This window comes from Empedobacter sp. UBA7620, from assembly GCF_002484185.1.
In the GTDB taxonomy this organism is placed as follows: Bacteria; Bacteroidota; Bacteroidia; order Flavobacteriales; family Weeksellaceae; genus Empedobacter; species Empedobacter falsenii_C.
The window spans coordinates 1-12,219 of record NZ_DLJI01000024.1; the positions used below are offsets into that span (position 1 = coordinate 1).

Below are 12,219 nucleotides of genomic sequence, written 5' to 3' on the forward strand. Positions count from 1 at the left end.
TTATTACATCGTACATCTAAATCGTTTACATACATTCTACTGCCACTATGTTGCCTTTATCTTGCCTTGATGTTGGGAGTATCCTGCCATTTGGAATTGTCTATGTTATACGGTTAACGTGATACGTTTTTTCCTTTCTTGCTGTCACATTTATTAAGTCGAAGAATAAGAAGAAAATCGTTTTAAAACGTCTAACTTCTCGATACAATTTTCTACATTACATTTCGAAAATCACTCGAAGTGACGGTATTTACTATCTTTTTGAATAGGGACACTGAACCTCGGTTACTAAGAGTCTACCGATGTATCTTTTCTTTTTAATCGTCTTTGTTCAAATTGAATTTCAATTGTTTTATATATTCATAAGGGCGAAATGAAGTCACTTGAAAGAATACATTCGAAAATTGGCGAGAAGATGAAAAACCTACTAATTCTGCTAAATCACCAATTGAATGTTGATGATACTGATCTGAATCCATTAGGAGATGAAGAACATAATTTATTCGAAGTTGATTGATGTAATTTGAAAAATTAGTTCCTTTTTCTGAGTTAACAATCTTTGATAAATATGCAGAATTGGTTTTAAATGATTTTGCTAACTGAGCTAAGGTTAAAGTTTTTTGTACAAATAAGTGATTTATTTCAAAATCATTCAACTGATTCAAAATATCATTTACAACTTCAGCAGGAATTTCAACAATAGAAGGATCTTTTATTTTCCTTTTATCTGTAGTAAGCTTTTTGAAAAAACGTTTGTAAGCATACAATACCCCGATTGAACATAAAATGATCACAAAACCTATCAAGATAGGATAGATGGTGATTTTGAATTCAACATTTTTCTTCAACTCTAACAGTTTTTTTTCATCATATTCTTTTTGGAGAACGGGAGATAGCTTTACTGTATTTTGCTGAGTCAAATGATCTAGTTTTAGTAACTGATTGATATAATACAATTGATTTGGGTAATTACGATTATTTTCAGAATTATGGATTAAGGCATCGTAAGCAGCACGAACATCGCTATCCAAAAACTCATATTCATTAAAAAGTTGATCTATTTTTTCAAAATATATCACTGATTTTTGTACTTCATTTATTGCCTCGTAAGATTTACCAATATAAAAATAAGCCAAACTAAGTGAATTAGCATCTTGTTGATTTTTTAAATAATCTAATTCTTTAGTTAGCGTGGCTATAGATTGTTGATACTCTTTTTCTAAATAGAATTGAATTCCTTTTAAATAGGTGAAATAATGAATAAAATAGTCGTTTTGCGAATCTTGACTCAATTTCAAACCGATATGATTAAGTTGATTAGCATCAGTGTATTTATGTTGAGCCTGTAAAATTTGAACGGAATAATAAAGGCTATTTAAATAATAAGCATGATGATTTACATCCGAACTATTATTTTCAAAGTAAATGATACATTTCTGAAATAATAGTTCTGCTTCACTAAATTGTTTTAATTGAAATTTAATTAAAGCCAGATTAAAAAGGACTTTATGCGTTAAATAGTTGGATGATTTCTTATTCAATTTTTTTTCAGCCCATAAGTAATTTTTTAAAGCTGGTTGAAATTTCTTGAACTGATAATGAACCAATCCTTTTGAAAGAAAACTTTGAACAATCAAATCATTATTCCTTGTCTGTTGAGCAACAACTATCGCACTATCAGCATATTTTAATTTGGTTGCATAATCCTGTGTATAGTAAATAGCTTCTTTATAGCCATAGAATAAAGTTTCGCCATCATTAGTAATCTTAGCCTTTAGGATATAAGCATTAATGTACTTCCAAACTTCGGGATTGTTCTTATCGGTTTGAAATGAATCAATTCTCTGAACCAGAAAATCATTTGTTTGTGTGCTTAGTTGATCAATTGCATAGACATTTTCGATGTTGAAAATAAGCAATAAAAATCCATATAGAAGTTGTAAAGATGTTTTCATAAGCATTATTTTTAGATGAAAACAGTAGTAGATTTTTATGTAAGTTACTTATTTTAATTGAATTAAGCTTGTAAATTACCACAAATCACTAATCGATTACTCCATGAAATGTATGAATTTATAAATTTCGCACAATAATACAGTACAGTAAAGTATGTTTTTTGAAAAATAATTAAAAAATTAACATTTGGTAATTTGCTAATTACTAATAATATAAGCGATTACAGGTGACACTTTTATAAAATCAACATAGTGTTTATGTTTTTGACGTGCTTCTTTATTGTTTTAATCATTATGCCATCTAATTTTAAGCTAAGAATATAAATAATCCTAAAAAACACGACTATGAAAACAAAAACTTATTTATTCATTAGCATCATTAGTTTCCTATTTTATCAATGTATAGAGGAGGAGGAAGCTCCACAATTAAGATCAGATGGTTTATCTGTTGTAGAACAAAAACGCGAATCAGATATATTATCAGATAGTATCGTTACTGCTGATTCTATTCAAGAAGAAGCTGATCCACCAAAAGACAAAGACCCATATATCAAACGTACTGAAGAAGGAGGTGAGTAGTTTACTTTAAACCCTAAAACACATTTAGATGAGAAAATACGATCCAATTATACAAACACTCATCTGCTACCTATTTATTGTGTTGTTTATTTATGCGGCGGTAAGTAAGCTGATGGATTTTGAAACATTTCAAACGCAGTTAGGACAATCGCCCTTATTAGCTAGTTATGCGATTCCTATTTCGTATGGAGTTATAATAATAGAACTGGTGGTTGCACTTCTTTTGATGTTTGACCGATTTAGAAAACTAGCCTTACAACTTTCGCTTTTATTAATGGTGATGTTCACCACCTATATTGTGATTATTCTACATTTCACGGCATTTACACCTTGTTCTTGTGGTGGAGTTTTAGAAAAGATGGGATGGACAGAACATCTGATTTTTAATTGTGTCTTTGTAGGATTAGCTTTAATTGGAATTAGAATAGCAAACAATTCTCAAATATGGAAACGTTATATCATTCAACAATTCTTTCTTATTTTAATTGGAATTGTTAGTGTAACCATTTTATATGGTTTATCAGAAAAGAAATCTCAGTATAACAATGCGTTTACGCGTAAATACATTCCACATATTCTTGACAAAATAAAACAAATAACTTTAAATTCTAATGACTATTATATAGCTGGGGTAGATAGTTGTTTTATATATTTAGGTAATTATAATGCGCCTCTTTATATAAAAGAGATTGATTTTCATAATTATACAGAAAATATTCATAAAATTGAGATCGATCGGTATGATTTACCGTATAAACGCATCCGTATTGTAGTGCAACCTCCCTATTTTTTTATTGGTGACGGTACAGTTCCAATAATACTTAGAGGAAGAATAGTAAACTGGAAAGCATCAACACCATTAAATGAAAAGATTTATTTTAATCAATTTATTCCAAGGGATTCTGTTGTAATTGCAGTAGTTACAGCAATTAATAAAACAAATTCTACTGTTATTGGAGAAATAGTAACACATCAAAATAAATTCAACTTAAAAGATAAAATCCTGACAAAACAATCAACCGGTACTTTTGATACTGATGGACTTCTACAGTGGAATAAGCAATCAAAAATATATACATATCTATATCATTACAGAAATCAATATCTGGTTTTAGATGAGAATTTAATATTGAAGTCTCAAAATAATACAATTGATACCATTACATCTGCTAAAATAGATTTAGTTCATTTTAAGAAAAGAAATCACTATGAGTTAGGTAGTCAGACAATTATGGTTAATAAAACAGCTGCATCAAATAATAATTCATATTTCATTGTTAGCGATAGGTTAGGAAAGTTTGAAAAAGATTATCATGCAAAAGGAATGTCGATTATCGACTCGTATGATTTTAGAAACAATAGATATGAATATAGCTTTTATTTTTATCATCAACCAAAGCAATCAATTCAACAATTAGTGGCTTATAATAATTATTTGATAGGAGTAGTAGATGATCAATTATGGATGTATAAAATAAGAAATAATAATTAATTGCGCAATGCAGGGGAAGACTGAAAACCTGTACAATAGAGTAAGTCACCACATTAAAATTATACAAGATGAAAACAAATTTTCTAAAAAAAGCGCTACCAATTGGGGTAGGAATGATGGCTGTTGCTTTTGCATTTGCCTCTGAAAATAAATCTTCAAATGAAGATAAGTTAATTACGGGTTATATTTTTAATTCTTTGAATGAAAAATGTGAATCGGTACCACAAGAATGTAACAATATAGGTGATGTTCCATGTACTTACATGGGGGCATCAGGACCACAAATTTATCAAAATGATAATGGTACATTCTGTAGTGTTCCTTTAACTCATCGTCCATAGTAGACGAAAAGAAGAGAGGAAGGATGATTTGATTTTCCTTCCTCTCTTTATTTTTATTTTAAATATTTTTCAAACCAATCTTTTATGATCTTTGATAATTCTAATTGATTTTGTTCTTTAAATATTTGATGAGGTTCGTTCTCAAATATTACTAATTTACCTTCCTTATTAAGTCGTTTCATTCCCATAAAGAGATAAACACTTTGATACCAATTAATATTATAATCATTTTTACCTGTCCAAAGTAACAAGGGCATTTTCAACTGTTCTACTTGATCAAGAGGAGAGTTACGTTTATAATTATCTTTTAATTTGTAATAATTATCACCCATTCTAAATTGATGACTTTCAGTTCTCCATAACTGATCTGTATTCCAGTCATTGCCTTGCATATCGTGAGACCAAGTTTGTAAATCGCTTACGGCAGCACCAGCAACTGCTGTTTTGAATAATTTAGATTGAGTGGCAATAAAAGCTGATTCATATCCTCCAAAAGAATGACCAATCAATCCAATTCTACTAGCATCAATAGCATTATTTTCTATTGCTTTTTTTAGTGCAAATTCTACAGCTAGAAGAGCAGATTCTCCTGGTTTACCTATTTCGTATGAAAGATTAGGTAATAAAACAAAATAACCATTTGTGACATAATTAATAGGTTTAAAACCGTCATAACCATAAAAATTAGGAGATTGAAAAACAAACTTTTTATCTGCATTTTGATTATAGATATTAATAATCATTGGATATTTTTTTGAAGCTTCAAATTTGGAAGGATAAAGTAAAGTAGCCTTTAAGGTTACTCCATTTGGTAAAGTATAATTAATAACTTCTGATTTTCCTAAATCAAATTCTTGCAGGGTAGGATTGCTTTGATAAAGTAACTCACTTTTATTTAGTATCAAATCATACATATAGAAAGAGGGTGAATCTTTATAAGAGCTCACTTGATAAGCAAACTTATTTGAATTTAGAAATAGTTTAGGGTTACTATAATTTAGATCGCTTGAAATTAAATGTTTAACTTTATTTTTTTGTAACAAAGCAAATCCTTTTTCTAGATTATCTGTAATAGTTTCTATCAATAAAGGGCGATTAAAATTATAAGTAAATGTATCAGAAAAAGAATAACGAACCAATTGTTTTTCAACTATGGTATTATTTGCTTTACTTAATTTGAAATGGATACCTTTTGAATAACCGTTGGTTAAATTAGTTACTTTTTTATCATTCAATAACCAAATGTCATATTGATCTTGTAAAAGAATTTCATGCTCATCTTCCGACCAAATAGGAACGGCTACAGGAGCTTTATCTGTAATATTATTATCAGATTCATTGTAAAATTTTCTCTCTATAGATTCTGTTAAATTATAGGTTTTTCCCTTTTTTATATCATATAAATACCAATGATGATCTTTAAAATAAGCTACAAAAAGACCGTTTGGAGAAAAAACTGCATACTCATCATAATTACCTAAATAGAGATGTTCTACAATTAATTTTCTTTCTCCTGTTTTTATATCCTGTACATACAAATCAACATAGGTATCTTGTTTGTATTGAGGCTCATATTGTAATGCGTCCCATACCAATGCGTATGGTTGTTTATGTCTGTAAAGAATAGAGGAGGTATTACTGTCAGTTATTGTTTTCACAATATTATCTTCAGGTGTCCAACTAGACAAAAGAAAATCACTTTTATTTTTGTCATAGGAATTTTTACGAGGAGTAATCCATTTATCTTTGGTATCCCATATTTCTACATCTGTATTTTGTTGCATATTATTCTTTTTTCTATAAAAAAATACAGTTCTACCATCACTACTTAGTCGTATGTTACTCGTGCTTATAACTTTGTCATCTAATTGAGTTCTTATATTTTCGGAAGTTAATTTGCTTATTTTTCCTTTACCATTTACATGGAACAAAATGGTGTTATCTTTGTTATTTTCGGACCATAATAATACATCACCATTTTCGTTCCAATTCAAAAGGCTTAAATTAGTATGATCAAATGATTGAATAACTTTTACACTATTATGATCTAAATTATAGATCCTAACATCTGACAAATTAGGATTATTCACAATCATAGCAACTTTATCACCTTTAGGATTCCATCTAAAGTCAGAAACATCTATAAACTCGTTTGTTGAATCATTTTGTAAATTGTAGATGATTAGAGACTTCTTTTCATTTGTTTGATAAAATGCTATAAATCTCGAATTATTATCAAAACTAAATACATGAGAAGAAATATTATTGAATGTTTTATTACTTAAATTTAGAAGATTGATTACTTTAATTTCTTTATTAGAAGTATAATAGGCAAACCATTTTTCATCAGTTGAAAATTCTGAAGTAAGTAGAAGACTTATTTCAATTTTAATTTTTCGTTTTTGATGAATTAAATAGTGAGTTGATTTATTCCGAAAATCTTCACGTATTAAAATCCAGTTACCATTCTTTGTTGAATTAATAATAACAGAAGATTCACTCCATCGATCGTTTAAGCTTTCGGAGTATACTTTTTTGGTGTCTGTTTGTCCGTTTACTTTTTCAATTGATAAAATTAATAAGAGCAAAAAAAATGATGTGGTATAAATTATTTTATACATAATTGTAATATTATTTTTAATAGCCATTGTTTTGAGGGAGTAAATTAGGATTCATCCTTATTTCAGTCTCTGGAATAGGAAAAAGAATATCAGTAGATTTCCATCCATGTTTCAAGGGTTGTAATATTATTTCAGCTTTGTTTAATCTTTTAATATCAAACCAACGATGTCCATGTTCAGTAAATAATTCTAAACGACGTTCTTTAAGGATTTCATCCATTATTGTTGTTGAATTCACAGCCGTTGTATTTGTCAATCCTGCTCTATTTCGTATGGTGTTTATATCTTGTAGAGCCCCTGTTATATTACCTTGCATTATTCTAGCTTCGGCTCGTATTAGAATTTGTTCAGCAAGTCTAAAAAGAATAGCGTATTCTGTAGATTCACTTTTTATAGTGTTTTGTTTATATTTATAAGGCATATACCAATAATCAGCTCCTTTATTGATCTGTTTTATCCATATTTGCTTACGTAGATCCTTAGATTCAAATTCATCTACTAATTTTTGACTCAAAGCCATAGTAGGGGGAGGGCCAACTTCAAAAATAAATTGTTTAGATTCGTTCGTCGGATCTCCAATCTTTTTAGGTTTCAACTGTAAAATTGCAGAATGACTTTCTTTTAAAAATTCTTTGGAAAGATCATTTTCTAAAGAATACATAGATGTAGTATTTATAATTTCATTAGACCATTCTTCTGCATCTTTCCAATTTTTATGATAGAGTTCAACACGCGCAAGCAAAGCTGTTACAGTAAAGTAGTTTGCTCTTATACGTTCAGAAGTAGGATATTCGTTTTTAAGAAATACTTGTGCTTGCTTCAAATCGTCTTTTAATTGGTTGTATATATCTAGTGTAGATTGTCTATTCACTTTTACATTTTGTAGATATTGACTTGTTTTGATGTAAGGAATCTCTCCATAGTAATTAGACAAGTAGAAATGAACTAAAGCTCTTATAAACAAAGCTTCTCCTTTCAATTGATTTTTTGTTTCATTAGATAAATTTTTATTATTCTCTAAACGCTCTAATGCTATATTGCACATATAAATTAACTGATATCCACTTGACCATATTGATGAATTAATGGTATTAGAAGAAAGTATTCTATGTTCAACATAATCATTTACCGGATTCGTTGCTAACGCATAGTAATCCAATTCATCTGCATAAAACCCCATTAAAGTAGATGCACCATATAAATTTCCACTTACAAGATATTCATCTCTAAGGTTAGCATATAGCTGTGTGATAGCGGCTGTTGCAGTTTGTGTATTTTCATATACTATTTCAGAAGGTATTTCACCTTTTGGGTCGTCTATTTCGATTAGTTTTTCGCAACTAAATAGTATGCTATTTGTAACAAACACTAATAATAGCAATTGTATTGTTATTGAATTTTTCATGATTTTTTAATTACTGATTAGAATTCTATTTTTCCACCAATTACTATTCTTTTCGTTGTAGGTAAAAAAGTACGTTCGGTTTCAGGATCTACACCTTTCATTTTTGTTAATGTCCACAGGTTCTGCCCTTGTATATAAATCAAACCATTCAACTCTTTAATTGGTAATCGATAGGAGATTGCTATAGTTTTTAGTCGTATATATGAGGCATCTTCTATAACACCTGTACTTGATAAGAAGTTGTTATAAGCTTGTAAAGCTTTAGAATCTACCCCTGTTGTGTAACGTTGAAATTTTTTATCTTTATCCCCAGGTTTTTGCCAACGATCTAGTACTGCAACAGGAAAATTAGACATCATACCTGGAGTACCAAAGCTGTAGAATTCGTTGTATCCTTTTTTCTTAACAAATTGAAATAAGAAATCCATTGTCCATTGCTTATAGACTAAGCTATTCTGCCAGCTCCCAATAAACTGTGGTGATAAATCAACGCTTACTTTTCTATCTTCTATTGAGGTAATTTGACCATCTTGGTTATAATCTTTGAATTGAAATAATCCGGTTGTTGAATCTATACCTTGATAATCATATAATTTTCGGATATACAATGATTCTCCTATTATGTAATCATTGATATAAGGAGTTTTATCTAATCCTTCAAACGATTTCAGTTTGTTTTGTGGCAGAGATAACTGTGTGCTTGTAGTCCATTTCACTAAACCATGCTGTATTGGGATTGCACTAAGTATTATTTCCATTCCAGAATTCTGTACAACAGCATCTAAATTAGAAATGATACTTGTAAATCCTGTTGTTGTAGGTAGTTTGTAACTTATAAGTTGATTAGATGACCGATTACGATAATAGGCTATCTCCATATCCAATCTGTTATGAATTAAACCGATTTCTAATGCTACTTCTAACTTTTTATTTTTTTCCCAACTATAATTAGGATTTTGTAAACGTGTAGGATATAAAACAAGCAGATTGTCATATCCACCTTGCGCTATTGTAAAAGTGTCTTGGAATTGATAATCACCAATCTGATCATTTCCTGTTACACCATAACTACCTCGCAATTTCCCAAAACTCAACCATGATACGTCACGTAGGAAATTTTCTTTAGAAAATATCCAAGCTGCACCAACTGCACCAAAATTTGCAAAACGATGATTAGGACCAAATCGACTCGATCCATCTCTTCGTCCAGTTAAATTAAGTATATATCGGTCTTTGTATTGATAATTTAAACGAGCATATAAGGCAGCATATCTATACTGAGAACTAGTTTCTTTCAAATAACTTATGGTGGTTGCAGAACGTATGTTATTCATTAAATGATTACTCGCAAACCCACTTGCTAATAAAGAATTTTGTTCTTTCTCTTGTTCTGTCAAAGTAGCACCTACTGTAGCGCTTACTTTTCCTTTTCCTAATTTATAATTAAAGTCAATCTGAGGTTCTATAATCCAACCATTTTGATAGTTTTCACTCTTAAGTATATTAGATGCTGCACTTGTACTTCCAAAAGCTGGATTTCTCATTGTATTAGGATTCGATTGAAATTCATCAAAATCAGTACGTTGATAGCCTAAGTTTGTCTTAATTGTTACTCCATTCAACAACTGGTAACTAATTACAGCATTAGTGTTTAGGTTATTTGTTTCATTTCTATATGTACTTCTTAATGCAGCAATAGGATTAGACCACGAATTATTAGCCCAATTTAGGCTTCCGTCATCATTGTATAAACTTGGTGCATTGGGAGCTAACGTAATAGCAGAACGTGTAAGATCTGTAGTTGGTAAAAAATTACGATCTAAACTATATTGTACAGATAATCTTAAGTTGAATTTATGATCAATAGATTGATGATTTAGCGTAGAAAAAAAGCCAAGTTTAGTATATTTAAAATCTCCTTGGTAAACAGCATTCTCTTTTACCAATGTATTTCCTAAGATAAAACTCGTTTGTTCAGTACCACCAGAAACAGAAAAACGCAAGGTGTTAGCTGTAGTGGCTTTTCCTATAAATTCTTTTTGCCAGTCGGTAAATCTATTCTGATCCCATGTTCCATTTACATCAAATGCGTTGGTAGGATAGGTTGTGATCTTATCATTTGCAAAAGCTTCTCGTCTCATTTCAAGATATTGATTGGTATTTAATAGAGTAGGGAATATACCATGAGTAATAATAGTTGTTGAAGCATCAGCAGTAAAAACTGTTTTGCCACTTTTACCTTTCTTAGTAGTAATTAATAGTACACCATTTGCACCACGTGATCCATAAATTGCAGTAGCATCTGCATCTTTCAACACTTCAATAGATTCGATGGATTGAGGATCCATGGTATTCAATGGATTTGAATTACCACCAGGTAATATTACACCTCCTAAAGCAGTAGATCCTAAGCTAGTGGTACTAAATGGAACACCATCTATAATATATAAGGGATCATTCCCTGCAGCAATACTATTTTGACCCCTTATTCTAACTTTATAACCACTACCAGAATTACCCGAATTTGGTGTAATCTCTAAACCGGGAACACGACCTTGCAAAGCATCTAAAACAGAATTCACGGGCTGATTCTCAATTTCCTTAGCCGTTACACGAGCAATAGAACCCGTACGTTCTTTGTCTTTTACAGCATAGTACCCTGCATTTATCACCACATCTTTTAGCTGAATCCCGTCATCTTCTTTTGTGAAACTTACATTTATCACACTTCTATTCAATACCTCTTCTTCACGAATAGGGAAATCCAATTGCTCGAAAATTAGTTTAGCATCATCATGCTGTAAGGTCAACGAATACTGTCCATTTGCATCAGTTCGCACACTATTCTGTGTACCTTCTTCTGTTACCACCACGCCAGAGAGCAAATGGTTATGATCTTTCACCGTTCCAGTCACGGTTTTTCCTGTTTGTGCAAATAGGGGTGTAGCACAAACCAATCCCAATAACACACTTATTGTATGCCTATTGAGTTTAAAGTAAAATATTTTCATAATTTTACACAAGTTTTTTAAAATTCAACATTAGTTTTAAAAGCCACTCCTTTTCCAGTACATCGCGCCAACTTTGTTTTTGGTAAAGGAGGTTTTGTTTTTTTTACGTTATACGTATTACGCTTAACGTTTTACGTTTTTTTATTCTTATTAATATTCAAATCCTTTTTTAACAATGAATTTATAAATCGTCATTGCTGAAAAGTCGAGTGTCAATTCGGCGTAAAGAGCGTTAAAAATGATTTATGTTCGCATTTCATATGCGAATGTTCTAAAGCATTTATCGAATAGCCGTTATTGACCGACTTGTAAGCACAGACTTGATTTTTTTGGTTCGTTTTTTCATCAAGGAAAAAATGAATAAATACTGTTTTTATACTACTTTTTAAGTTACACCCAAAATTCCCCCTCCGACAAGTTTTAAAAATTACATTAATAAATGAAAACTAAAAATTAACACTAATTACTTTATGAAGATCATTTATACTCTTTGTGTTGTCTTCGGGGGATAGAGTGTGAATCTGTTTACTCTTTCATAATTTTACATTAGTTTTTTAATTCAACATTTGTTTTAAAAGCCACTCCTTTTCCTGTACATCGCGCCAACTTTGTTTTGGGGAAAGGGGTTTTATCTTTTTGCGTTATAAGTTTTACGCTTAACGTTTTACGTTTTTATTCTTATTAATACTCAAGTTCACTTTTTAACAACAAATTTTGTCATTCTGGGCTTGTCTCAGAATCGCATCTAATATGTCATTTCGAGGTATCGAGAAATCTTTCTATCACTTTTTTATGAGCAAAAAAGTAATCAAAAA

7 protein-coding genes are annotated in these 12,219 nt (G+C 30.4%); 3 read left to right on the forward strand and 4 right to left on the reverse strand.

The window, feature by feature from the left end:
- Positions 1–317: 317 nt before the first annotated feature.
- The gene (locus tag B2217_RS04950; RefSeq protein WP_291122152.1) at positions 318–1,955 is read right to left on the reverse strand and encodes an AraC family transcriptional regulator; all 1,638 of its coding nucleotides are present in this window, start codon (positions 1,953–1,955) and stop codon (positions 318–320) included.
- Positions 1,956–2,300: 345 nt separating this feature from the next.
- On the opposite strand from B2217_RS04950, the gene B2217_RS04955 reads away from it, so the two are divergent.
- The 3 genes from B2217_RS04955 (at position 2,301) to B2217_RS04965 (ending at position 4,367) form a co-directional block, all read left to right on the forward strand.
- Positions 2,301–2,534: a hypothetical protein gene (locus tag B2217_RS04955; RefSeq protein WP_291122153.1), complete on the forward strand. Its 234-nt coding sequence runs from the start codon at positions 2,301–2,303 to the stop codon at positions 2,532–2,534.
- 28 nt (positions 2,535–2,562) lie between these two features.
- The gene (locus B2217_RS04960; RefSeq protein WP_291122154.1) at positions 2,563–4,026 is read left to right on the forward strand and encodes a DoxX family protein; all 1,464 of its coding nucleotides are present in this window, start codon (positions 2,563–2,565) and stop codon (positions 4,024–4,026) included.
- Positions 4,027–4,094: 68 nt separating this feature from the next.
- Complete coding sequence (locus B2217_RS04965) at positions 4,095–4,367, forward strand: DUF6520 family protein (protein WP_291122155.1); 273 nt, start codon at positions 4,095–4,097, stop codon at positions 4,365–4,367.
- Positions 4,368–4,420: 53 nt separating this feature from the next.
- Here B2217_RS04965 and B2217_RS04970 read toward each other — a convergent pair whose 3' ends face one another.
- Genes B2217_RS04970 through B2217_RS04980 form a run of 3 tightly spaced genes read right to left on the reverse strand, consistent with a single transcriptional unit; the run spans position 4,421 to position 11,404 of the window.
- Positions 4,421–7,015: a S9 family peptidase gene (locus B2217_RS04970; RefSeq protein WP_291122156.1), complete on the reverse strand. Its 2,595-nt coding sequence runs from the start codon at positions 7,013–7,015 to the stop codon at positions 4,421–4,423.
- Positions 7,005–8,393 (reverse strand): RagB/SusD family nutrient uptake outer membrane protein, encoded by a 1,389-nt coding sequence (locus B2217_RS04975; protein ID WP_291122157.1) that lies wholly within the window; start codon positions 8,391–8,393, stop codon positions 7,005–7,007. Before B2217_RS04975 ends, B2217_RS04970 begins: the two co-directional genes overlap by 11 nt.
- 17 nt (positions 8,394–8,410) lie before the next feature.
- A complete protein-coding gene (locus B2217_RS04980) occupies positions 8,411–11,404 on the reverse strand; it encodes a SusC/RagA family TonB-linked outer membrane protein (protein ID WP_291122158.1) in 2,994 nt (997 codons plus the stop codon).
- Between the last annotated feature and the right edge of the window lie 815 nt (positions 11,405–12,219).

What these genes read in the sequence shown, in the direction of transcription:
- B2217_RS04955 (WP_291122153.1), top strand. Translation starts at nt 2,301, where the DNA reads ATGAAAACAAAAACTTATTTATTCATTAGCATCATTAGTTTCCTATTT.
- B2217_RS04960 (WP_291122154.1), top strand. Translation starts at nt 2,563, where the DNA reads ATGAGAAAATACGATCCAATTATACAAACACTCATCTGCTACCTATTT.
- B2217_RS04975 (WP_291122157.1), bottom strand. Translation starts at nt 8,393, where the DNA reads ATGAAAAATTCAATAACAATACAATTGCTATTATTAGTGTTTGTTACA.
- B2217_RS04980 (WP_291122158.1), bottom strand. Translation starts at nt 11,404, where the DNA reads ATGAAAATATTTTACTTTAAACTCAATAGGCATACAATAAGTGTGTTA.
- B2217_RS04970 (WP_291122156.1), bottom strand. Translation starts at nt 7,015, where the DNA reads ATGGCTATTAAAAATAATATTACAATTATGTATAAAATAATTTATACC.
- B2217_RS04965 (WP_291122155.1), top strand. Translation starts at nt 4,095, where the DNA reads ATGAAAACAAATTTTCTAAAAAAAGCGCTACCAATTGGGGTAGGAATG.
- B2217_RS04950 (WP_291122152.1), bottom strand. Translation starts at nt 1,955, where the DNA reads ATGAAAACATCTTTACAACTTCTATATGGATTTTTATTGCTTATTTTC.